Below are 23,482 nucleotides of genomic sequence, written 5' to 3'. Positions count from 1 at the left end.
TTATCTGACAATCTACAACAGGCGACAACAGGTTAACTGTAGGGTTATTACGGGTTCACAAACGTTGTCTTAACGCGTTGCGAGCGTTTGAAATAGGGCACCAGCAGCGCAGCCGCCAACAATGGGAACAGCAGCTGACGTACGGCAAACGCATCCGGAACAGGAGAGAATGCAAACGCTTTAATCGCCAGCAACACGGAGATCAGCAGCCATATAATATAGTGCTTTGGCACACAGACTCTGCGTTTGAAAAACGCGATGGTCAGCCACAGCGTGTAGTACCACATAGCGATAGCGGTAATAAAGGAGACGCCCCATAGCAGCAAATTCGTCGTGCTTTGCTCGCTCAGCGTGTGGAATGTCTGCGGTGTGGCCAACGCAGTGACATACAGCAGTAACGCCAGCGAAGCACTTAACAACGCGACTAACAGCCAGGCCAAAGGCCCAAGTAGCCAGCCTCCGATACGTTGTGCCGGTGTTGTAGTCATTTCATCTCCAGGTTTACGCGCGCGAACAGACATGCCGTTCATTTTGGGGCGATTATTATAAAGCTTTTAACGCCAGGCGCTACTTTCTTGTTTATTGCACGTAATGCCAGACGGATTTGGGTACCTGACCGACATCGAACAGGCGGCCTCCCGAAATGAGCTCGGCACGGCGGTGGTCTGCAGCGCGATACATATTGATAATGTCGCTATCGTCAGTCAGTGTGTAGTTAAGATGATCGAACAATTTTTCCAGACTTTCTAGCGAACTGATTTTGCGGAATTTTAATAAGTAATCCTGAACAGTCATAAAAGGCAATCCATATTAATAAAATAATACTAACGGAGTAGTAAATATTAAAAAACAACCAACGTTGTACAGGTAAACGCGAATTTGCGCGCAAATGTAAGAAGAGTTTTCAACCCTGTGGGAACCAGGCGCTATTCGCGCCTGTGGAAAGGGTAACGCGCTTCACGATCGCAGGCAATACGCACTGGAGCGGGATGCGGCATAATTCGCTTTTTTTTGACAAAAACTGATCTTTTACAGCCCCACCCAGCAACCATCGCGGAGTTAACTGCCAGGCTATAACGGGCTGCGTATATTTATTTTTTCTGTACTGCAGCGACGGGTTCCGGTGGTTGGTAGTTGTCAATATGATTGGCAACACCCAACAGGATCACGGAGACCACGAGAACAATCCAACCTGTTAACTCAATAAGACGATTCATTACTGACGACATTTGCTTTGATTTATCCATAAACACAGGGAGCAAATGTTACTTATCAATAAATAATACAGCAAGAGCATTGGGAACGATTTCGATGACTTTTTCGCGGCAAGTTAACTCTAAGTGGCATATGTTTGACTTAAGTTAAGTAACAACCTTTGTAGCGCAAAGGTTATTAAACTATTGTGGCGCTACTGTCTATGGTGTGAAATAGGCCAGATCTGAATTGAGAGGCAAAAACATGAGTGACAACATCCGCGTTGGGCTAATCGGTTACGGTTATGCCAGTAAAACTTTCCATGCCCCCCTGATCGTGGGCACTCCGGGTCTGGAACTGGTTGCGGTGTCCAGTAGTGATGAAACAAAAGTGAAGGCGGACTGGCCTTCAGTGGCAGTTGTTACTGAGCCTAAACACCTGTTTAACGATCCGAGTATCGACCTGATTGTGATCCCTACACCCAATGATACACACTTCCCGCTGGCGAAAGCGGCGCTGGAAGCAGGTAAGCACGTGGTTGTTGATAAGCCTTTCACTGTGACACTGTCACAAGCACGCGAGCTGGATGCGCTCGCCAGAAGCGTAGGTCGCCTGCTTTCTGTCTTCCATAACCGTCGCTGGGACAGCGATTTTCTGACGCTGAAAGCCTTGCTGGCGGATGGCGCGTTGGGTGAGGTGGCTTATTTTGAATCTCATTTCGATCGCTTCCGTCCGCAGGTCCGTGACCGCTGGCGTGAACAGGGTGGCCCGGGGAGTGGTATCTGGTATGACTTAGCGCCGCATCTTTTAGATCAGGCAATTAACCTGTTTGGCTTACCCGTGAGTCTGACGGTCGATCTGGCACAGCTCCGCCCGGGGGCGCAGTCGACAGATTACTTCCATGCCATCCTGACGTATCCGCAGCGTCGGGTGATTCTGCACGGAACGATGCTGGCAGCCGCTGAGTCTGCTCGATATATCGTTCACGGATCGCGTGGCAGCTATGTGAAGTATGGTCTGGACCCACAAGAGGAACGGCTTAAAAATGGTGAGCGCCTGCCGCAGGAAGACTGGGGTTATGACATGCGTGATGGTGTACTGACACGCATGGAAGGTGATGAGCAGGTAGAAGAAACCTGGTTAACCGTGCCAGGCAATTATCCTGCGTACTATGCGGGTATCCGTGATGCGCTGAATGGTAACGGCGAGAACCCGGTTCCAGCCAGACAAGCCATTCAAATCATGGAACTGATTGAGCTGGGCATTGAATCGGCGAAACACCGATCGACGCTGTGCCTTGCCTGATAATGTCGAGGCATCTTATCCGACCTACATTGTAACGTAGGCCGGATAAGCGTTAGCGCCATCCGGCAATAAAACCATTACGCTGCGGCGACTTTGTCACGCAGTGCTTGTTTCTCTACATTGCTCAGAAACGCCATTTCCAGACCATTGATTTGCGCCTGGCGAATCTGTTCACGCGTCAATCCTGCAGCCGGAGCGGCTACGGTGTATTCGTGAATAATATCCACACCCTGAACCGCCGGATCGTCCGTATTCAGACTCGCCAGCACTCCGTGCTCAAGGAATGTTTTCAGCGGATGCGTCGTCAGTGAGGCGACGGTACTGGTTTGAATATTCGATGTCAGGCAGGATTCAATGCCGATACGCTGCTCGGCGAGAAAATCCATCAGGGCGCGATCTTCGACGGCTTTTACGCCGTGGCCAATACGCTCTGCTCCCAGTTCTCTGATAGCTTGCCAGATGCTTTCCGGGCCTGCCGCTTCACCTGCATGAACCGTGATATGCCAACCTGCATCGCGCGCACGGTTGAAATGGGACAGGAACAAACTGCCCGGGAAACCGAGTTCATCGCCGGCCAAATCCAGTGCTGTGATGTGATCGCGGTGCGCTAACAGTGCATCCAGTTCCTGCAGACAGGCTGCTTCACCGAAGGTACGGCTCATAATGCCAATTAAACGGGCTTCAACGCCGAAAGCCTTACAACCTTCGCGTACGCCGGCAATAACGGCTTCAACCACACCTGCAACGGGGAGTTGATGCGCCATAGCCATGTAGCCTGGAGAAAAACGTAATTCAACGTAATGAAGACCGTTACGTGCGGCATCCTCAATATTTTCAAATGCGACGCGACGACAGGCATCCAGCGATGCCAGCACTTTCACACCCCAGTCAAGCTTTGACAAAAAACTGACCAAATCAGGCTCAGTCGATGTTACCTGCACGTGAGGGATCAGCGTTTCAAGTGTTTGAGCAGGAAGCGTTAAATTAAACTGACGACCAAGATCCAGGATCGTTTGGGCACGGATGTTCCCATCAAGGTGGCGATGGACGTCGGTTAATGGAAGGGAAGTATCAATCATGGTCGCACTCATGTTTTTAGGTAAAGTGCGCAGTATTATAAGAATAAATCGGGATAAAAAGCTATGTTGCGCAATGATTAATTTCATTGCGCAACTTTAGTTAGCGCAGAGAGCGCAGGGCGTTAATTAATCCCTGAACGCCTTTCTCAAGTTTTGAACGGGGGCATCCGGTATTTAGACGTACAAAACCGCACCCTTCCTCTCCGTAAGTCGATCCCGGCATGATCGCCACTTTTTGCTGGTGGATAAGCGCATTTTGTAACGCCTGGTCATCAACCTTGAGCGGACGTAAGTCTATCCAGGCCAGATAGGTGGATTGTGGGATCTGCCAGTTAAGTTCAGGGAATGCGGTATTAAGTTCATCAGCAACGTAATGCAGGTTGCCGGCAAGATAATCTCGTAAGGCATCCAACCAGCGCTCACCTTGCTGATAGGCGGCAATATGTGCGGTGAGTGCCAGCACCGCAGGAGAAGACAGTCCGTCGCGTCCCTTTAGCACACTGAGATAATTGTTGCGGCTATTAGCGTCTTCGATGATCCCATACGCGCCGGTTAATGCCGGGATATTGAAACTCTTGGAGCCGGAGGTGAGTAGCGCCCAGTCACCGCGTGCGACATTGATCCATGGGATATGCGGTTGGTCTCCCCACACCATATCCATATGGATTTCATCGGAAATGACGTTGACACCATATCGCTGGCATAAGTCAGCCATGGTTTCCAGTTCCTCGTGCGTCCACACTTTGCCCGTTGGATTTTGCGGGCTGCACAGCAGAAGAATTTTACTCTCGGGTCGTGAGAGAGCTGCCTCCAGCTTTGCCATGTCGCAATACCAACCGTTGCTCCGCTTTTCCAGACCGACGGGGAGCACTGTGCGCTGGTTGCCTTCGATGGCCTTGTAGAATGCATCGTAAGCTGGTGTATGGACAACGACCGCGTCGCCAACAGACGACCACTGGCGGATGAGTTCAGAGACCATATAGATAACTGAGGGGCCATATACCAGCGATTGAGTGTCGATCCGGGTATGGTGACGAGTTTGAAACCAGTAGCTAATGGCCGCCAGAAATTCGTCATTTTTCCAGCGGCTGTATCCTAACACACCGTGTGACAGGCGCTGGGTCAGCGCCTCCAGAATGCAAGGGGCCGTAGCAAAATCCATATCAGAGATGGTGAACGGCAGCAGATCGGCAGTGCCAAAACGGTCAGCGACATAATCCCACTGAGTGCACCATGTTCCTTGCCTGTTCACAACCTTTGAAAAATCAAACATGTCGTTGTCCTCACGCCTGTACTGTATTCATCAGAACCGCGATTTCGTCTTTCACTGACTGGACCTGCGGGCCAATAACGACCTGAAGGTTATGCTGATTGAGCTGTACCACGCCAATGGCCCGGTTGTCTTTCAGTGCCTGGACATTGACGCGTGACATATCTTTGACCGACAAACGCAAACGCGTAATGCAGTTGTCCAGACTAACGATATTCTCTGCGCCACCCAGTGCCGCCAGAATTGCCGGGACATTGTAGCCAGATTTACCGGGGGTGCCTGCCATCACTTTCTCTATATTGCTGGCAACGTCGACATCACGGCCCGGTGTCTTCAGGTTAAAGCGGGTGATCGCGAAGCGGAAGATAACGTAGTACACCGCAAACCAGATGGCCGCGACAACAGGGACCAGGTACCACTTGGTGGACAACCCGTGCAGGATCCCGAACACCACGAAGTCAATCAGGTTACCGTCTGTGTTGCCGATAGTCACACCGAGCACCGCCATCACGGTAAAGCCGAGACCGGTCAATAAGGCGTGGATCACGTACAGAACCGGGGCAACAAACAAGAACAAGAATTCCAGTGGTTCGGTGGTACCGCCAATGACGCAGGCAATCAGACCAGAAATTAATAACCCTTTAATTTTATGTCGATTCTCAGGACGAGCACAGTGATACATCGCTAATGCTGCACCCGGTAAACCGCCGAGGAATGCCGGCATTTTGCCCTGAGACAGGAAGCGGGTTGCGCTTTCAGAGAAGCCTTGCGTGGTTGGGCAACTCAGCTGCGCCTGGAAAATAGTGAGTGCGCCACTGACGCTATGACCACACACTTCCTGGGTACCGCCCGCTTCAGTAAAGCGAATGAGGGCCACCAGAATATGGTGCAGGCCAAAAGGCAGCAGAAGACGCTCGCCGGTACCAAACAGCATCGGACCAAATTCACCTGCGCTGTTGATGATATTACCAAGCCCGGTAATACCCATCGCAAATACAGGCCAGATCAGAGGGATAACTAACCCAACCAGCCCCATGACCAGTGAAGAGATGATGGGGACAAAACGGGTGCCGCCGAAGAAAGCCAATGCGTCCGGCAGACGGATATTGTGGAAGCGCTCATGCAGCATCCAGACAATGATCCCGGCGATGACGGCCCCGAGGATCCCGGTGTCGATCGACTGGATACCCAGGATGTTTTGGATATTATTGGCCTTCAGGATTGCCGCATCTGTGGTGGGTAAAATCCCTTTCGCCGTCAACCAGAAGTTAACGGCAAGGTTCATGACCGCATAGCCAACAAACCCAGCAAATGCCGCCACACCTTTGTTCTCGCGCGCCAGACCGAGAGGAATAGCAATACAGAACATCACGGGTAAGAAACTAAAGGCGAAAGAGCCGACTTTACTCATCCAGGTAAAAAGAGCCTGAAGCACCGGGTTACCCAATGCGGGGATCAGCGTTAAGACATCATGGCTGCTTAACGAACTGCCGATCCCCAACATGATCCCGCAGAAGGAGAGCAGAGCCACGGGCAACATGAAGGTTTTGCCCAACTGCTGGAAAAATTCCCATAACGTTATTTTGGGTGTGGTTCTCGTCGTCATCTAACGACTCCTCGTGAAAGCTTGGTGACAAATGATGGCGAGAAGATAAAACGTTTTACCTAATTTTAGTGCGGTATAAATCACATTATCGAATGATAATAGAGCGTATAACTATAACCGATTGATAAAACGTTTTATCCGTCACGTTATCAGGGAGTTTTCTGTTTTTATGGCTATAGCCAAAAAAATAACCATCCATGATGTTGCGCTGGCTGCGGGAGTTTCGGTCAGTACAGTCTCATTGGTGCTTAGTGGAAAAGGGCGTATCTCATCCGCAACCGGGGAGCGGGTAAACGCTGCCATTGAGCAGTTGGGGTTCGTACGTAATCGTCAGGCATCGGTGCTGCGTGGCGGTCAGAGTGGTGTGGTCGGGCTGATTGTACGCGATCTGTCTGCGCCATTTTATGCTGAACTGACGGCAGGCCTGACGGAAGCATTAGAAGCACAGGGTCGGATGGTCTTTCTTTTACACGGCGGTAAAGATGGTGAGCAATTGGCGCAGCGTTTCGCGATGCTCCTCAATCAGGGCGTGGATGGTGTAGTCATTGCGGGTGCCGCTGACAGCAGTGATGCACTGCGGCAGTTGGCTGAAGAAAAAGGGATCCCGGTCGTATTTGCCTCACGAGCCAGTTACCTGGATGACGTCGACACGGTCCGCCCCGACAACATGCAGGCAGCGCAATTGTTGGTTGAGCATCTCATTCGGCACGGTCACCAGCGAATCGCGTGGCTGGGAGGACAGAGTTCTTCTTTAACCCGCGCGGAGCGTGTCGGCGGCTATTGTGCGACGCTGCTAAAATATGGTTTACCGTTTCATAGTGATTGGGTTCTGGAGTGTTCATCCAGTCAGAAGCAGGCTGCCGAAGCCGTTACTGCACTGTTACGCCGCAACCCGACGATCAGCGCCGTTGTGTGTTACAACGAGACCATCGCTGTTGGCGCCTGGTTTGGACTGATGAGAGCGGGGCGTCAGAGCGGCGAAATTGGCGTCGATCGCTATTTTGAACAGCAAGTTTCACTGGCGGGATTTGCGGATGTGGCGGAAAACGCGCTGGATGACATTCCCATTATCTGGGCCAGTACCCCGGCACGCGAAATGGGTTACACCCTGGCTGAACGTATACTGCAGCGCATTGGTCATGATGACAGCCATTCCCGCAATCTGACGCTTTCCGCCCGACTGGTCACGCAGAAATAGCTTGTCGAAGGTCAAAGCCCGATAAGCGGTATTATCGGGCTGGGTTCAGAGAACAATTACTGCTGGGGAACAGCCGGAGCATCCGGTTCGCCAAGGGTCGGCATACCGAACATACCAACAAACTCATCCAGCGGCATCTTCTGCCCGTTGAGCGTTACCTGACCATTGGTGTACTGCAGGCTGGAGCCGATGGTGTTGTCCTGCATCGTGGTAATGCGGAACATCTGACCCATCGCAGCCAGACCATTAACCTGCTGTTTCGCCAGCCCCGCGGCTTGCTCCTGCTGATAGCCTTCAATTTTGGCTATCTGTGTCATGAACTCAGTCGCCATATCCACAGGAATAGTCAGCTTCGCGTCCAGTGATTTGACGGAACGATCCACTTCCTGAGCCAGCGTTTGTGGCTCTTCTTTGGTCGCGGTTGGATCTTTGAGCAGCAGCGACAGGTTAAACGTCGTTTCACCTTTCGCATTTTTCCAGCTTAACGGCGCAATGGTGATTACGGGTTCACCCTTCATCAGAATGGGCAGCGCATTGAAGAACGCTTCCGTCACTTTCTGCTGATACAGCTCTGGGTTTTGGACGACATCAATCTGCGACATCAGGGCCTTGGTTTGGGCACTGTACTGCTGGCTGAACTGATGCAGGGCTTCACCGTCAATCTGACCCACTTTCAGCGTCAGCTTGCCGCTACCCAAATCCTGCCCCTGTAATTTAAGGCTGTTCAGGGTGTAATCCAGCTGACTGTTCACGGTTTTTCCATCGTTAATCAGATCGGATTTACCATCAATTCCCATGCCTTCCAGCACGGCCAGCTCTTTGCCTTCGACCGATATCGACAGCTTATCGAGTGCCAGCTTTTGGTCGCCGATGCGTTCACCAAAACTGGCGATGCTGCTGGACCCTTCGGTTGTCAGGTTATTAAAGGTAACTTGCACCTTCTGGTCGTATTCGTTGACTGCATTAACCTGACCGCTTTGCGCAGCGCCCGTCAGGGAAACCGCGTTACCGTCTTTATCTGCGGTGAACTGGAATTCCCCGCCGCTAAAGGCCACTTTTTCGTCGCCTTTCTCGTAGTTCAACGGTTTGAGGGAGAGATCGGAACGGGTGTCGCCACTGTAGCTAATACGGGAGTTAATGATGAATGGCGTCTCACCTTTGGCAATATCAAACAACGGTTTGGTAACGTCGTTATTGACCAGCGTCGTTTTCACGGAGGCCATAGCCGGAACCAGATTCAGTGATTTCAACTGAGCCAGCGGGAAGGGACCGTGATCCACGGTTTCATTGAGGACGATGCTTTGCCCCGGTTTCAGCCAGGAACCAGCCTGTCCGGCGATAGGTTTTACCACCAACTGCAGTTGGCTATTGAACACGCCGCGCTGGTAGTTTTGATAACTCAGTTCAATGCCCGCCTCAGGTGAGTAGCGTTTTAACTGATCGTTTGCCTGCGTCACCATCTCGGCGAGATGCGTTTCCAGTTTCTTTCCGGTGTACCAGGCGCCGCCCGTCCAGACGATACCCAGCGCAACCACCACACCCGCAGCTACCAGCGATTTTTTCATTTCGATATCCATAAAATAAAACCAGGCGTTTAAAGACGCCTGGAGGAGTGACATGTTTTTAACTCTCTACTAGCTTAGCAAGAGTTGTTAAAAATATCAGTATCTTGCTAGAGCTTGTTGTAAACACGCGCTAAACGGCCGACGCCGCTGACACTTATTGGCGATTCATTCGCACTAATAAATGCGGATTCACCCGGTTTTAGTACCAGACGCTGATCGCCTTTGCTCAGTAGCGCTTCACCTTCTATGCAGAACAAAATCGCCGCGCTGTGCTGGCTAATTACGGCTTCCCCGGCAGACAGTTCATGCAGGGAGAAGGCGAAATCATCAACCGGGATCGGGAAGTCGAGTTCACCACCGGTTTTGACCGGAGTGGTCAACAGTTGGTTCGCCGGTTTTGCGACAAATTTAACGTTGGCCACCAGCTCCGGAATATCAATATATTTCGGTGTCAGCCCAGCACGCAGCACGTTATCTGAGTTAGCCATGACCTCAAGTGCCACACCTTGCAGATAGGCGTGCGGTGTTTCGGCGAACAGGAACATCGCTTCGCCAGGATTTAGCTTCACCACATTCAGCAGCAGTGGGGAGAAAAGACCACTGTCGTTCGGGTAGACATCAGCGATAAGGCGAATAGTCTGCCACGGTTCGCCTTGCTGGCTGTTAAGGGCTGATTTCAGTATTGCCAGTGCATGCGATTTTTCCTGGTCCTGCATATTTAACAGGCTGGCGAAAAGGTAGCTCAGGCGCTCGGCACCGGGTTCCTGCAAAAAGTGAGCAATGGCAGGATGCGCGCCAGCAACCGGTTGTAACAACGCAACGATGTCAGAGAACTCGCGAAACGCATTCATCGCCAGGAATGGCGTCAGGGCAAATACCAGCTCTGGCTTGTGGTTCGGATCTTTGTAGTTACGCTCCGCGGCATCCATTGGGATCCCGGCTGCGTTTTCTTTGGCGAATCCTATCTCAGAGTTGTGTTTGTTCGGATGGACCTGAATAGAAAGCGGTTGAGCGGCGCAGAGCACTTTAAACAGGAAGGGCAGTTCGCCAAAGCGTTTTGCTACGGCATCGCCTAACAGTGCGGATTTATCGTGCTCGATAACATCGCGCAGAGCAACGGGTTGGCCATCGGCCCCTTGAACCTGAGAGCTGCTTTTCGGATGAGCACCCATCCACAGCTCGGCCATTGGCTGCTGGGTTGGGTTGGCAATGCCATAAAGTTCCGTTAACGCAGTTTTACTTCCCCAGGCGTAGTGTTGCACTGAGTTGATCAGTTTTTGCATTATCAATGCCCTGTTTCAATGTTGAAAAATCTCTGGCTATTAAACCAAGAAACCCCGGACGAAGTAACCTGCACGTGCAAAAAGTCGTACTAGTCTCAGTTTTTGTTAAAAAATTGTGTAGGATATGGTGACTCGCTTTTAATACCCTGAGTAATTCCGGTTGCAGAAAGCCATACCTTCTACAACCCGAGCTGCGGCAGGGAAGCAGGGCAATGGAACATCTGCCCAGAAAATAACCAGACCGAGCAGTAAGTGAGAGCACAATGTCAAACAAACCCTTTCATTATCAGCATCCTTTTCCCCTCAAAAAGGATGATACCGAATACTATCTGCTGACCCGCGACTATGTTTCCGTTGCCGAATTTGAAGGGCAGGAGATTGTCAAAGTCGCGCCTGAGGCCTTAACTTTGCTGGCTCGCCAGGCGTTCCATGACGCATCGTTTATGCTGCGTCCTGCACATCAGCAGCAGGTTGCAGACATCCTGCGTGATCCGGATGCCAGCGAAAACGATAAATATGTCGCCCTGCAATTCCTGCGTAACTCTGATATCGCGGCAAAAGGCATTCTGCCAACATGTCAGGACACCGGCACGGCGATTATCGTGGGTAAAAAAGGACAGCATGTCTGGACCGGCGGCGGTGACGAAGCGGCGCTGGCACGTGGGGTTTATAACACCTACATCGAAGATAACCTGCGCTATTCACAAAACGCCGCGCTGGATATGTACAAAGAGGTGAACACCGGTACCAATCTGCCAGCCCAGATTGATTTGTATACCGTCGACGGCGATGAATACAAATTCCTGTGTATTGCCAAAGGCGGCGGTTCGGCGAACAAAACCTATCTGTACCAGGAAACCAAAGCGCTGCTCACACCAGGCAAATTAAAAAATTACCTGGTGGAGAAGATGCGTACACTGGGAACAGCCGCATGCCCGCCGTACCACATCGCGTTTGTGATTGGCGGAACGTCCGCAGAAGCCACGCTGAAAACGGTGAAACTGGCTTCGGCGAAATACTACGATGAGCTGCCGACCGAAGGTAACGAGCACGGCCAGGCATTCCGTGATGTTGAACTGGAAAAAGAGCTGCTGATTGAAGCGCAGAACCTTGGTTTAGGCGCCCAGTTTGGCGGGAAATATTTCGCACACGATATCCGTGTGATCCGCTTACCGCGTCACGGCGCGTCGTGCCCGGTTGGCATGGGCGTTTCTTGCTCAGCGGATAGAAACATCAAAGCTAAGATCAACCGTGAAGGGATCTGGATTGAGAAGCTCGAACACAATCCTGGCAAATATATCCCGGAAGAACTGCGTCAGGCAGGCGAAGGCGAAGCGGTGCGTGTCGACCTGAACCGCCCGATGAAAGATATTCTGGCGCAGTTGTCGCAATATCCGGTTTCTACCCGCTTGTCGCTGAATGGTACGATCATCGTTGGACGTGACATAGCGCATGCGAAACTGAAAGAACGGCTGGATAACGGCGAAAGTTTGCCGCAGTATGTTAAAGATCACCCAATCTATTACGCCGGACCGGCAAAAACGCCGGAAGGTTATGCATCTGGCTCGCTTGGCCCAACCACCGCCGGTCGCATGGATTCCTATGTTGATCAGCTTCAGGCCGCGGGCGGGAGTATGATTATGCTGGCAAAAGGAAACCGCAGCCAGCAGGTTACTGACGCTTGCCATAAGCATGGTGGTTTCTACTTAGGCAGCATTGGCGGGCCAGCGGCTGTGCTGGCCCAGGGCAGCATCAAGAGCCTGGAGTGCGTGGAATATCCCGAACTGGGGATGGAAGCCATCTGGAAAATTGAAGTGGAAGATTTCCCGGCGTTTATCCTGGTGGATGACAAAGGCAACGATTTCTTCCAGCAAATTCAGACGTCGCAGTGCGCACGCTGCGTTAAGTAACGTCAGCCGCCCTACGGGGCGGTTTTTTTTACCGCACGAACCACCAAACGACAGTTTTTTCCTCGTTAATACTCATAAGACCAATGCAAGTGGGCAATGTCGAAACATAACCTAATCAATTGTTAATATAAGGAGCAGGTAATGGTAACGGTACGCCGCGAGAATGATTCAATGGGTGCGATCGATGTTCCGGCCGATAAACTCTGGGGCGCGCAAACTCAACGATCGCTGGAGCATTTTCGCATTTCAACAGAGAAAATGCCGGTCTCGCTGATCCACGCGCTGGCGCTGACTAAGCGGGCCGCTGCGAAGGTTAACCAGGATTTGGGGTTGCTGGCTGCGGAGAAAGCCTCCGCCATCATGCAGGCTGCAGACGAGGTGCTGGCAGACAAACATCGTGATGAGTTTCCGCTGGCTATCTGGCAGACCGGCTCCGGCACGCAAAGCAATATGAATATGAATGAGGTGCTGGCAAACCGGGCCAGCGAATTGTTGGGCGGCGTGCGGGGGATGGAGCGAAAAATACATCCGAACGATGACGTCAATAAAAGCCAAAGTTCAAATGATGTTTTTCCCACGGCAATGCATGTCGCCGCGCTGTTGGCTCTGCGTGAACATCTGATCCCACAGCTGAAGGTGCTGACCACCACATTACGTGAAAAATCGCATGCCTTCGCCGACATTGTCAAAATCGGCAGAACCCATTTACAGGATGCGACGCCACTGACGCTGGGCCAGGAAATCTCCGGCTGGGTGGCAATGCTGGAACATAACCTGAAGCATATCGAACATAGTCTGCCGCACGTTGCTGAACTGGCGTTGGGCGGTACGGCAGTAGGGACCGGGCTGAACACCCACCCGGAATATGCCGAGCGGGTTGCGGATGAACTGGCGGCGTTGACCTCTGCACCTTTTGTCACCGCGCCGAATAAATTCGAAGCGCTAGCCACCTGTGATGCACTGGTACATGCCCACGGTGCGCTCAAAGGCCTGGCCGCATCGTTGATGAAAATCGCCAATGATGTACGCTGGCTGGCATCCGGTCCGCGCTGCGGCATTGGCGAAATTTCTATTCCTGAAAATGAACCGGGCAGTTCCATCATGCCGGGCAAGGTCAACCCGACACAATGTGAAGCCCTGACTATGCTGTGCTGTCAGGTCATGGGTAACGATGTTGCCGTTAATATCGGCGGGGCGTCAGGGAATTTTGAACTGAACGTCTACCGCCCGATGGTTATCCATAACTTCCTGCAATCGGTTCGCCTGTTAGCTGATGGTATGGAAAGCTTCAACGAGCACTGTGCGACAGGGATCGAGCCAAATCGTGAACGCATTGATCAGTTGCTCAACGAGTCACTGATGCTGGTAACCGCGCTAAACACCCATATTGGCTACGATAAAGCGGCTGAGATTGCTAAAAAGGCGCATAAAGAAGGACTGACTTTAAAAGCGTCAGCCCTGACGCTGGGATATTTAACCGAGGCCGAATTCGACAGTTGGGTCCGCCCGGAACTGATGGTCGGTAGCATGCGACCGGGTCGTTAATCCGCTACATACAGGTGCAGCCGTGGGATAATCAGTCTTAACGGTTGCGCTTGAGGTTTAAAACGATGCTGAACATTGTCAGCATCGTAGTTCAGTAATCCTCCGATATCCGGCACCGTCATGCCATTTTCGTTATTTATTAGCGCAATTAATGGCGTCGGGCAGGCATATTGCACCTGTTTTTGCTGCCCTTTGTACCAGACACGGGCGATGGGCTGTACTTTGACCGGGCGTTTGATTTTTAATTTTGCCTGTTGTGGCAGGGCAGCGATGTCCTGGTATTCGCGCTCAAGCCTGGCCTGCCACTCTTCGCGTGTCCACGGATGCACGCTGCGCGGTGATGTCAGGCTCTTTTCCAGTTGTTGCAGCACCTCATCACGCGTCAGGTTCTTAATAATGTGCTTGTTGGCCCAGCCAAATCGCAGGGTAGCCGGTTCTCTGACAACCGTTAGCGTCCGATACGCGTTCAACGTAATCAGCCCCGGTAGGTGGCGGTGCACCCATTCAAAACGCGCGGCTGATGGCAGACCAGACTCGACGGTGACAATGCGCTCAAAGGTGGTTTTAAGCTGATTAATACGTTGTATTTGCTCTTCCAGCACGACTTGAGTGGCGGTATCCACCTGATAGCAGAGTACCCCCGGCAGGCGGACAGCCGCTTTGCTACTGCGATTCTCGGACTGCTGTTGAATAAACAGGTGGCGATAGTGGCGTAGTGCCAGGCTTTCCGCCTCTTTACCCAGGTGCTGTTTAACGTCGATGGTTTCCAGTGGCGCGTGTTCTGCCTCTTTCACCACTTCCGGCAAAGAGAACACGCGAGCAATCAGCAGCGTCTGCTGTTGCAATTGCCCGGTGAGGTGTGCCAGTTCTTGTTCCATTTGGCGAAAGGTTCCGTTTAAGCGTTCAACGAGATCGTAGCGAGCCATAGGTTTACCATTTTAGTTACAACATACTTTTTTATAGCACAAGACGCTCAGCCTGACCACCGAGCAGGGTAGGTCAGGCAGCTGAAAATTCAGGTATGTTATGCCAGACAGGCCAACTGAAGGTGAAGCGGGCGCCACCCAGTTCACTTTCATCACAGACCACCGTACCGCCCATAGCCAGAGCGATGGAGTGGACGATGGCGAGGCCAAGTCCGCAGCCACCTGTCGCCCGGTCACGGCTGGGGTCCAGACGTACAAACGGTTCAAAAATTTGCTCGCGCGCAGCTGGTGCGATGCCAGGTCCATCATCTTCGACGATCAGCGTTGCCTGACGCCCATTGAGTTGCAGGCTGGCTTGAACCGTGGACTGGCAGTAACGCAGAGCGTTGTTTAACAAATTATCCAGCACACGCTCCATCAAACGCATATCCAGTGCGCCGTAGTCTCCGATCTGAAGATGGCGCAGGCGTACCGCACGATCAGGATTGACGCTTTGTACATCTTCCAGATGGGTTGTTAGCCACACGGGCAGGTCAGGAACACTGAGTTTTAGCTCATTTTGCGGCCGATCCAGACGCGCATAGGTGAGCAATTCTTCAATTAACGCTTCCAGTTGACCAATATCGCGGTTTAGCGCCTGCGATTCCTGCTCGGTAAGGTTATCGCTCATCTCCAGGCGGTAACGCAATCGCACCAGCGGCGTGCGAAGCTCATGGGCAATGCCGTCAATCAGTTGTTTTTTACTGGCAATCAGGGCATTGATATTGTCTGCCATTTGGTTAAACGCCACGCCCAGACGCTCAAAGCTTGAGCCGCTGTCAAAGTGCAACCGCTCATTAAGATGCCCTTCACCAAAACGCTGCGCAGCGGCCTCCAGTCTGAGCATCTCTTGCCAGTGTGGGCGCATCCAGATCAGCACAGGGAAGGCCAATGAAATAGCAATGAAGGCCATCAGCGCGACGTCCAGCAAGCGCATCTGGTGCAGGAAATAGAGATAAGGTACCGGGCCGACGGCAAGAACATAGTGGCTGCGCGGGATTCGTTGAATAAAGGTGTACTGATCGTCGAGTGCAACGATATCGCCTTCCCGTAAGCGTTGCATGGTGGAAGCATCCAGATGGTATTTATTCAACGGTTCTACGCGCAGATCAAAAGACAGATTTAAATCCATCTCTTTCAGGGTTTTCCCCCAGTCACGCGGTGGGATTTCGCGTAATTCGCTGCGCATCAGATACAGCGAGCTTTTCATCAAATCGTCGAGCGACTGTCTGCCCGCACGTTCAGCGGTGAATTTGTACACCAGGCCAACCAGCAGGGTCATCACCAGAAAACAGACAAACAACAAGAGATAAAACTGCACAAACAGCTTTTTCATAAAATCACCGAACACTCAATAGGTTAGCTAAAGTGCAGTTGCCCCCGAAGCAGGTGGACGGTATCACTGTATCCACTGACGCACGGGGGAATATCAATCCGACCACCATCAACGCACTTATCCTGGCAGATTACACGGTATAAACCATTTCTGCATTCTTATGAGCGACCGGGCGCCTGTACAGGATCGTCATTTAATGGGCCTAACTCAACGCAAGAGCAACAACTCAATAGGCCTGCATACGCGGAAACAGTTCGTTTATACAACAACGATACCCTGCACCGACACAAAAACGAAACCACTTATATAAATATGGGTATTTTCACCGACAATCAGGCGACTTATTTTTGAGTTGACTGATAAGGTTATATAGACCTGAAATAACAACACTGACCCTCTTTAAAAAATTTAAAAGCAGAAGTGGGTTAATTTTTTTGATTTTGATTGGTTGTGATGAAAATAAACGAACAGCTTGATAAATGAGACAGGCCAGAGGCCATTATTCGAGTGTGTCGAATAAAGCCTCAAGATTCTCCATCGAATGTAACGCTGTCATTATCCCATCTTCTGTAAACGGCGATACCAAACGTATTCCCTGTTTTGACTCATACCGACCGATACGGCTGTTTACATCCGTCTGCTTGCAGTTGTAAGTTCTTCGTGGGCGCAACTTAGCGCGGTACTAGCGCAGAAACACCTTTCCAATCATATAGGTCGTTGCCTGTCCGCCTATATACACACGGTCGCCCACGAGCTGGCAGCGTAATTCTCCGCCGCGTTCGAATCCCTGGTGCGCCAGCATCTGCATTTTGTTTAGCTGCCTGGCCCAGTAAGGGATGAGCATCGTGTGCGCTGAGCCGGTGACTGGGTCTTCTGCTACAGCCTCTCCAGGGCAGAAGAAACGGCTAACAAAGTCGTATTCACCTTCACCCGGCGCGGTTATGCAAACCATTTTCCCGAGAGGGATCATGGCATTAATGTCCGGTTTAACCGCTTCAACTTGCTGCTGATTGTCCATCACGACCATATAATCACGCGCCATGCGTACTTCTTTGTATTCCGTGATACCTAACGTTTGCAGTAGTAATGCCGGCGGTACAATAGATTCAGTTTCCCATGCAGGAAAATCAAGTGTCAGCCATTTGCCATTGCGGCTTACCGTCAGTGCGCCGACAAATCGGGTTTCAAAATGAATAATGGTGTTCGGGTAATTAAGGTGTTCAAAGATGACATGTGCCGCAGCAAGTGTGGCATGGCCACAGAGGTTGATTTCGCCCTGAGTCGTAAACCAGCGTAATTCAAAACCTTTCTGAATCGGGACGAAAAAAGCGGTTTCCGACTGGTTATGCTGCTTTGACATTTTTAATAGTGTCTCATCAGGCAACCATTCTGTGAGCGGGCATACTGCGGCAGCGTTTCCGCCAAACGTGGTAGTGGTAAAAGCATCTATCATAAAAAAATCAATTTGCTGCATAGCGTAAACCTCTCATCAGTTCTGGCGGAAATCGCACTCTAGCACGCCATGTTAATCCGGTATTTAGAATTCTTTATCTACCTGAATTATTTTCTATTTCGCTACCCGCTATGATTTTTATTTAATGTAAAATTTCATTTGAAATACTACTTCTTGATAATTCTGAATGCTGGAAAATTGCCCTAATATACTTTTGCTATGTGATTATAAATTCAGTTGATTATTTTGCTTTGTTACTTATTGATGATAGGAATGGTAATGGGATTGTTAAATTTCAACAGTGGTTTGTTCATTGTGGTATTGGCATTGTCTGCATCTGTTCTGGCAGGTGAAAATGTGATTACCGGCGGTTATGTTCATACCAAAACAGCAGGAAAAAGCCTTAGTGGTTTTAATGCGAAGTATGGATACACGCCCGATGAAAGTGATTTGGGTGTCATCTCCTCGCTCACTATTTCCGCTGACAATGAAAACGATATTGACCGTGGATATGGTTCTGCTCTGGTGGGGGCAAGTTATCGCATAAACGATGTCCTCAAACCTTACGTATTGGCGGGTATCGCAAGGGGAGCAATAAAGGCTGATGGTGATACAGATACATCTACTGGCTTTGCATATGGAGCGGGTATTCAGTTAACCCCCATTGCAGGTTTCACTATCGATGCGGGCTATGAAGGTTCTAAGATCTTTAGGTCACAGGCTAATAGTGTGGTTCTGGGCGCGGGCTGGAAATTCTAAGGTATCTATTTTGAAAAAGTTAATGATGATGGTTTTATTCACCTCCGCTATATCCTTGCTATCCGGCTGCGTGACTGAACAACAACGAGTAGACAGATGCGTAGCAACAGGCGTAAGTCGTGATACTTGCTACCATGAGGAAAAAGAATACTGGCGTTCGGTGAATGCTAACTACGCAACCGAGCGTGCAGCGGAAACCCAGGCTGATGCTTTCAGAGAAGGCATGGGAAACAATAAACATAAAAAGAAAAGGTAGGGAAGTTAGGAAAGCTATTGGGTTATGAAAACGATGATTAATTATAATGCCAGCGGTTCACGGCAGGTGGGATGACGTTGGCATTATTTCTGGGCGCGGCTTTGTCGACTGAGAGATAACGACAAAGCCTGCGCCTTATTGGGCAACCCCCATTTGTACAGCCGTTCCTTCACGCCCGACTGAGGCACCAAACAGATGAGAAATCACGGTGCTGATAAAGACCAGCGGCGCCATGCGAAGGCGGATGATGCTGTGAGGATGGTGGATTTCATCAAGAACGAGGTTATTGCCACCCTCAACGGCGCTTCCGTACAACAGATAAATCCATCCTACAATGAAGCCGGTGACAGGAAGTAACCAGATAAGCCAATGGTGGTTGACTCGGGTCGTGGTGGCCCAATCAAGAGAAAACAGGAATAATGCAGAAGCTGTGCCGGTTAGTACGGCGATGAGCAAAGCCAGGGCAAGCCATTGCCCGAGTGCAGTTATTGAATTATTGAGCAGAAAGTGATTTGAGCGCATTGACGCATCCTCAGATGAATTTTCATCCCGGACACACAGCGCAGCATGGCTAAAAATACGTACACCTGCCTCTTCCCGGTCCGGGAATATAAAGCAGGCATCATTAGCCACATGGCGGTTCAAGGGGGAATGCCATCCCCTGTGTGCGCTATATTAATACAAGAATCGATTCAGCAAAAGAGCGTAGACGCCTGGCTAACATGAGGGAACACAGTGGAAAAATGCATGTTTCAAACCTGGCTTCGCCAATGGGCGCTCATTCCTGACGGCAATCCGGTTATGACGCGAACATCAGCGCTATTACCCGTTACCACAATCAAGGAGGGGCGGAAAGCCATGCTTAAGCTCACCGATGATGAAAATGAGCGTACTGGCGGTGAGCTTATGGTGTGGTGGAATGGCAGCGGTGCGGCGCAAGTGATAGCTCATGATCATGGCGCGACCCTGCTAGTCCGCGCAACAGGAGCGGATTCGTTATCCGCGATGTCCCGAACGGGGGAGGATGCGCGGGCATGCCGTATTCTTTGCAATACTGCCCGACAACTCCATCGACCAGCCAATGCGTCGACACCGGTATTAACGCCGCTGCGGCACTGGTTTCGCCATCTTGCTCCTGCGGCGAAAATCTATGGTGGAGTCATGACGCGCTGTGCAGAGATTGCAAACGAGTTGTTCTCTTCACCTCAGGATGAGGTCGTATTGCATGGTGACTTACACCACGGCAATGTCCTCGATTTTGGCCCGGCAGGCTGGCTGGCAATTGATCCCAAGGGGCTATTGGGTGAGCGAGGGTTTGATTACGCCAATATATTCACGAATCCTGACCTTGCCGATCCCGGCGTTGCTATCGCGACAGACCCAAATATTTTTAAGCAACGTGTGCAACTTGTCGCTGAGATAACCGGGATTGAACGACAGCGACTGCTGATGTGGATAGCCGCATGGTGTGGTTTATCTTCTGCATGGTTTCTGGAGGATGGGGAAAATGCGGCGATAACCTTGCGTGTCGCGGAGCTAGCGATTGCTGAACTGGACGAAGAGAGCAGGCAACTTTGATCTAAGACACTGGGCTGGTAATTCTTAAACGTTATCATTAGGCTGATAAACGTTTTATTAATCTATCAGTGAACGGCGGTGATGTTGTGTTGTTTATTACAAAACGAGTGGGCCGGAAATAATGACTTCGTTGTTTTCATTAATAAAAAAACGGCCAAACCTCATATTGCTGGTGGTTTTTCTCATCGGAGCAAACATAGTCGCCTGGCTCTGGGCATTCACCGCGTTTAGGCATAATACGTCACTTCTGGCACTGAGCCTGATCGCGTGGTGTTATGGTTTGCGTCATGCAGTCGATGCCGATCATATTGCGGCCATAGATAGTGCGACGCGAAAGCTCATGCAGCAAAACAAACGCGCATTGACGACGGGGGCATGGTTTTCTCTGGGACACTCCACCATCGTCGTGCTGGCAAGTATGGGTATTGCTCTGACCACCAGCGTGTTTAAGCAGCATATGGTATGGTTTCAGAATATTGGTGGCATTATCGGCACCACCGTTTCTGCCGCATTTCTGCTGATTTTGGCTACCATCAACCTCATCATTTTCTGCCAGGTCTGGAAAGCGTTCCGTCATCTGAAACGCACCGGTATTTATGATCTCTCCACCGAAGATGTCACGGTTTCAGGTCCGCTGAGTTGGCTATTCCGCTCAGCCTTCAGGTTGGTTGGGAAAGACTGGCACATGTATTTTGTTGGTTTCTTATTTGGCCTGGGCTTTGACACCGCGACTGAAATCTCGTTGTTGGGCATATCGGCTTCAAGCGCCTCCAACGGGATGTCTGTCTGGTCCATTTTAGTCTTCCCGGCGCTGTTTACCTGCGGTATGGCGCTGATTGATTGTCTCGACAGTATTCTGATGGTTGAGGCTTACGGTTGGGCATTCAATAAGCCACAGCGTAAGCTGTACTACAATATGACCATTACCGGAACCTCAGTGATTGTGGCGCTGTTTATCGGCGGACTGGAGGGGTTGAGCCTGCTGTCTGATGCTTTTTCGCTACAGGGCGGGCTGTGGGACACGGTCAGTAACTTAAGTGACCACATGGGCAACGTCGGGTTTGCCATTATTGGTGTCTTTATTGCCTGTTGGATTATTTCCGCATTGAACTACCGCTGGAAAAAATATGACGGTCTGACGTTCGGTTGAGGTAGAAAAATCGATTCTCCATCAACGTTACACTGTCACGTTGATGGCATCCACGCGATTGGTTATGTGGTTCATCCGGTGGGCTATTTCTGAGGTTCGTCGTCCCAGGCATGCGGAGCGAACAGATAACCTTTGTTACGTACCGTTTTGATTCGATAGGGTTCAGTCGCGTTATCGAGCAGTTTTTTGCGTAGTCGGGAGATTGCGACATCGACACTGCGGTCCATACCGTCGTAACTTACGCCGCGCAGGTTTTTCAGTAAGGCATCGCGATCCATAATCTGCCCGGCATGGGTTGCCAGTTCCCAAAGTAACTCAAAATCCGCCGTAGAGAGGGCGACTTGTTCACCGCCGAGCAGCACAGACCGATTCGTTGGGTCAATGGTCAGTGCGCCAAAACGCAGTGTGGTGTGCGGGGTGATGGTGGCCGCCTGAATCCCTTTAGCCTGGGCTGAATGTTCATTCTGGCGTAAGTGCAGGCGCAGGCGAGCCAGCAGCACCGCCGGTGGTGTGGTTTTCAGGATATAGTCGCAGGCACCCATTTCGAGGGCCAGAATATGGTTCATGTCACTGTCCAGCGAAGTCAGCAGGACAATTGGACCTTGCCAGCGCCCACGCAAATCACGGCAAATAGTCATACCGTCTTTACCTGGAAGCATAATATCTAACAACACCAGATCGGGTTGCACTTGCAGGATTTTCTCTTCGGCCAAATCACCACGAGGTTCAACGATAACCTCAATATCATGCCGGGCCAGATAGGCCGCAATCAGCGAACCTACTTCGGGATCATCTTCAACAAATACGATGGTGTTCATATCATTCATTTTGAATATAAAACGCCAACATACACCGCCATCGTTTTTCCTTCCATTAATCTTTTCTAAACGAGAACGCTTCCGTTATGCTAGAGGCTGATGTTATTGATGTGTTAAGGCAAAACGATGGGGCTCGTAGTCAAAGCGGCGCTGGGTGCGCTGGTAGTGGTGTTGATTGGTTTACTGGCTAAAACAAAGAATTACTATATTGCGGGGTTAATTCCACTGTTCCCGACCTTTGCGCTTATAGCGCACTATATTGTGGCCAGCGAGCGGGGAATAGATGCATTACGTACAACCATCGTATTCAGCATGTGGTCGATTATTCCCTATTTTGTCTACCTCATTTCACTGTGGTATTTCACCGGTTTTATGCGTTTACCCGTCGCGCTCATTGGCTCGGTAGTTTGCTGGAGCCTGAGCGCGTGGTTGCTGATCTTTTGTTGGATAAAACTGCACTAGCGCAGGTGACGACCACCATCAACGGCAAAACTGCGGCCGGTAACAAAGCAGCTGGTAAATAGGTAGTCTATTAAATCAATGACTTCTTTTTCACCGGGCGCTGTTTTCATCAACGATTTATTCAGCGCCTGCTGGCGATAGTCTGCATCGTCACCTTCGTTAAACAGGATTAGCGAGGGGGCGATTGCGTTAACTTTCACTTCCGGGGCCAGTTTGCGGGCGAATGAGCGGGTCATATTATCCAGCGCCGCTTTACTGGCAGCATACGCAATATGCTTGTCGCTGCCGCGTTCGACGACGTAATCAGTAAAATGGATAATATCGCTGGCCGCATGTCCATGTCCGCGCAGCAGGCCTTCCAGCGCGTGATTAAGCAGGTAAGGGGTATTCACGTGGATCTGCATCATACTGGACAGCACCTCAGAAAGCGGCAGCCCCGGTTTTTCGGCAACCCAGGCGCTGGCATTATGCACAATAGCGCGTAAACCTTCGGTACGGGCTTTCACTTCATTGGCAAAAGCGAGTACACCTTCGTCGGTCGCGAAGTCAGCCTGAATACACTGTGCACCCGCCTCTTGCAGGCCATCTATCGCCGGGTAGTGTGTCCGGTAGCTGACGATAACCGGCTGCTTTTGATTCAGAAAATGCCACGCGATGGCGAGACCGATGCGACGGCCCCCTCCGGTGATAAGTATTGGCAAAGCGGGCTTTTTACCCATCGAGTTCTCCATGAGTCGCAAACGATGGGTC

The 23,482-nt window shown here is 50.9% G+C and carries 22 protein-coding genes, 1 pseudogene and 1 riboswitch; of the genes and pseudogenes, 9 read left to right on the top strand and 14 right to left on the bottom strand.

From position 1 onward, the window contains the following. Positions 1-47: 47 nt before the first annotated feature. The 3 genes from FDX19_RS00965 to blr form a co-directional block, all read right to left on the bottom strand. Complete coding sequence (locus FDX19_RS00965; RefSeq protein ID WP_116361209.1) at positions 48-488, bottom strand: DUF2569 domain-containing protein; 441 nt, start codon at positions 486-488, stop codon at positions 48-50. A 91-nt stretch (positions 489-579) separates the two neighbouring features. Continuing rightward, positions 580-795: a transcription modulator YdgT gene (ydgT, locus tag FDX19_RS00960; RefSeq protein WP_003832804.1), complete on the bottom strand. Its 216-nt coding sequence runs from the start codon at positions 793-795 to the stop codon at positions 580-582. 296 nt (positions 796-1,091) lie between these two features. Next, positions 1,092-1,217, bottom strand: coding sequence for a division septum protein Blr (blr, locus tag FDX19_RS00955; protein WP_040233850.1), 126 nt, complete (start codon positions 1,215-1,217; stop codon positions 1,092-1,094). Between the two features lie 241 nt (positions 1,218-1,458). On the opposite strand from blr, the gene FDX19_RS00950 reads away from it, so the two are divergent. Beyond that, the gene (locus FDX19_RS00950; RefSeq protein WP_048211743.1) at positions 1,459-2,499 is read left to right on the top strand and encodes an oxidoreductase; all 1,041 of its coding nucleotides are present in this window, start codon (positions 1,459-1,461) and stop codon (positions 2,497-2,499) included. A 77-nt stretch (positions 2,500-2,576) separates the two neighbouring features. Here the strand turns inward: FDX19_RS00950 and add are convergent, their stop codons facing one another. The 3 genes from add to malX all read right to left on the bottom strand — a co-directional run bounded on the left by add (position 2,577) and on the right by malX (position 6,454). Beyond that, a complete protein-coding gene (add, locus tag FDX19_RS00945; protein ID WP_137381261.1) occupies positions 2,577-3,578 on the bottom strand; it encodes an adenosine deaminase in 1,002 nt (333 codons plus the stop codon). 100 nt (positions 3,579-3,678) lie between these two features. Next, complete coding sequence (locus FDX19_RS00940) at positions 3,679-4,851, bottom strand: MalY/PatB family protein (protein WP_137381260.1); 1,173 nt, start codon at positions 4,849-4,851, stop codon at positions 3,679-3,681. Positions 4,852-4,861: 10 nt separating this feature from the next. Further along, a complete protein-coding gene (malX, locus tag FDX19_RS00935) occupies positions 4,862-6,454 on the bottom strand; it encodes a maltose/glucose-specific PTS transporter subunit IIBC (RefSeq protein WP_040233853.1) in 1,593 nt (530 codons plus the stop codon). Between the two features lie 169 nt (positions 6,455-6,623). Between malX and FDX19_RS00930 the strand changes: the two genes are divergently transcribed. Next, on the top strand, positions 6,624-7,652 hold the full coding sequence (locus FDX19_RS00930; RefSeq protein WP_137381259.1) for a Mal regulon transcriptional regulator MalI: 1,029 nt from the start codon (positions 6,624-6,626) through the stop codon (positions 7,650-7,652). A 56-nt stretch (positions 7,653-7,708) separates the two neighbouring features. Here the strand turns inward: FDX19_RS00930 and FDX19_RS00925 are convergent, their stop codons facing one another. Both FDX19_RS00925 and manA read right to left on the bottom strand, forming a co-directional pair. Continuing rightward, positions 7,709-9,217 carry a YdgA family protein gene (locus tag FDX19_RS00925; protein ID WP_137381258.1) on the bottom strand — a complete coding sequence of 503 codons (1,509 nt, stop codon included), beginning with the start codon at positions 9,215-9,217 and terminating at the stop codon, positions 7,709-7,711. 107 nt (positions 9,218-9,324) lie between these two features. Then, on the bottom strand, positions 9,325-10,500 hold the full coding sequence (gene manA, locus FDX19_RS00920) for a mannose-6-phosphate isomerase (protein ID WP_005121190.1): 1,176 nt from the start codon (positions 10,498-10,500) through the stop codon (positions 9,325-9,327). A gap of 263 nt (positions 10,501-10,763) precedes the next feature. On the opposite strand from manA, the gene fumB reads away from it, so the two are divergent. Next, on the top strand, positions 10,764-12,410 hold the full coding sequence (gene fumB / locus FDX19_RS00915) for a class I fumarate hydratase (RefSeq protein ID WP_137381257.1): 1,647 nt from the start codon (positions 10,764-10,766) through the stop codon (positions 12,408-12,410). A 141-nt stretch (positions 12,411-12,551) separates the two neighbouring features. Beyond that, on the top strand, positions 12,552-13,955 hold the full coding sequence (fumC, locus tag FDX19_RS00910; RefSeq protein WP_137381256.1) for a class II fumarate hydratase: 1,404 nt from the start codon (positions 12,552-12,554) through the stop codon (positions 13,953-13,955). On the opposite strand, the gene tus is transcribed toward fumC, so the two are convergent. The 3 genes from tus to FDX19_RS00895 all read right to left on the bottom strand — a co-directional run bounded on the left by tus (position 13,952) and on the right by FDX19_RS00895 (position 17,730). Further along, a complete protein-coding gene (gene tus / locus FDX19_RS00905; protein WP_137381255.1) occupies positions 13,952-14,881 on the bottom strand; it encodes a DNA replication terminus site-binding protein in 930 nt (309 codons plus the stop codon). The two genes, fumC and tus, sit on opposite strands and share 4 nt — an antisense overlap. Before the next feature lie 73 nt (positions 14,882-14,954). Next, positions 14,955-16,256, bottom strand: coding sequence for a two-component system sensor histidine kinase RstB (rstB, locus tag FDX19_RS00900; protein ID WP_137381254.1), 1,302 nt, complete (start codon positions 16,254-16,256; stop codon positions 14,955-14,957). Between the two features lie 682 nt (positions 16,257-16,938). Continuing rightward, positions 16,939-17,730: a PhzF family phenazine biosynthesis protein gene (locus FDX19_RS00895; RefSeq protein ID WP_137381253.1), complete on the bottom strand. Its 792-nt coding sequence runs from the start codon at positions 17,728-17,730 to the stop codon at positions 16,939-16,941. Between the two features lie 258 nt (positions 17,731-17,988). Here FDX19_RS00895 and FDX19_RS00890 point away from each other — a divergent pair, with 258 nt between their 5' ends. Then, complete coding sequence (locus tag FDX19_RS00890) at positions 17,989-18,468, top strand: outer membrane beta-barrel protein (RefSeq protein ID WP_249357506.1); 480 nt, start codon at positions 17,989-17,991, stop codon at positions 18,466-18,468. 10 nt (positions 18,469-18,478) lie between these two features. Further along, positions 18,479-18,724 (top strand): hypothetical protein, encoded by a 246-nt coding sequence (locus FDX19_RS00885; RefSeq protein WP_137381251.1) that lies wholly within the window; start codon positions 18,479-18,481, stop codon positions 18,722-18,724. 141 nt (positions 18,725-18,865) lie between these two features. On the opposite strand, the pseudogene FDX19_RS00880 reads toward FDX19_RS00885, so the two are convergent. Further along, positions 18,866-19,246, bottom strand: a pseudogene (locus FDX19_RS00880) (chloride channel protein); the annotation flags it as partial. Positions 19,247-19,333: 87 nt separating this feature from the next. Continuing rightward, positions 19,334-19,395, bottom strand: a riboswitch (Fluoride riboswitch). A 64-nt stretch (positions 19,396-19,459) separates the two neighbouring features. Here FDX19_RS00880 and FDX19_RS00875 point away from each other — a divergent pair. Further along, positions 19,460-20,302 (top strand): aminoglycoside phosphotransferase family protein, encoded by an 843-nt coding sequence (locus tag FDX19_RS00875; RefSeq protein ID WP_137381250.1) that lies wholly within the window; start codon positions 19,460-19,462, stop codon positions 20,300-20,302. Between the two features lie 121 nt (positions 20,303-20,423). Continuing rightward, a complete protein-coding gene (locus FDX19_RS00870; RefSeq protein WP_137381249.1) occupies positions 20,424-21,452 on the top strand; it encodes a HoxN/HupN/NixA family nickel/cobalt transporter in 1,029 nt (342 codons plus the stop codon). Between the two features lie 83 nt (positions 21,453-21,535). Here the strand turns inward: FDX19_RS00870 and rstA are convergent, their stop codons facing one another. Continuing rightward, the gene (gene rstA / locus FDX19_RS00865) at positions 21,536-22,270 is read right to left on the bottom strand and encodes a two-component system response regulator RstA (protein WP_170974323.1); all 735 of its coding nucleotides are present in this window, start codon (positions 22,268-22,270) and stop codon (positions 21,536-21,538) included. 126 nt (positions 22,271-22,396) lie between these two features. Here rstA and FDX19_RS00860 point away from each other — a divergent pair, with 126 nt between their 5' ends. After that, positions 22,397-22,732, top strand: coding sequence for a GlpM family protein (locus tag FDX19_RS00860; protein WP_137381247.1), 336 nt, complete (start codon positions 22,397-22,399; stop codon positions 22,730-22,732). Here FDX19_RS00860 and folM read toward each other — a convergent pair. Further along, on the bottom strand, positions 22,729-23,451 hold the full coding sequence (gene folM, locus FDX19_RS00855) for a dihydromonapterin reductase (RefSeq protein WP_137381246.1): 723 nt from the start codon (positions 23,449-23,451) through the stop codon (positions 22,729-22,731). The genes FDX19_RS00860 and folM overlap by 4 nt on opposite strands. Between the last annotated feature and the right edge of the window lie 31 nt (positions 23,452-23,482).

The organism is Citrobacter sp. wls619, assembly GCF_005281345.1.
GTDB lineage: Bacteria > Pseudomonadota > Gammaproteobacteria > Enterobacterales > Enterobacteriaceae > Citrobacter.
This window is presented reverse-complemented; position numbering and strand designations above follow the sequence as displayed.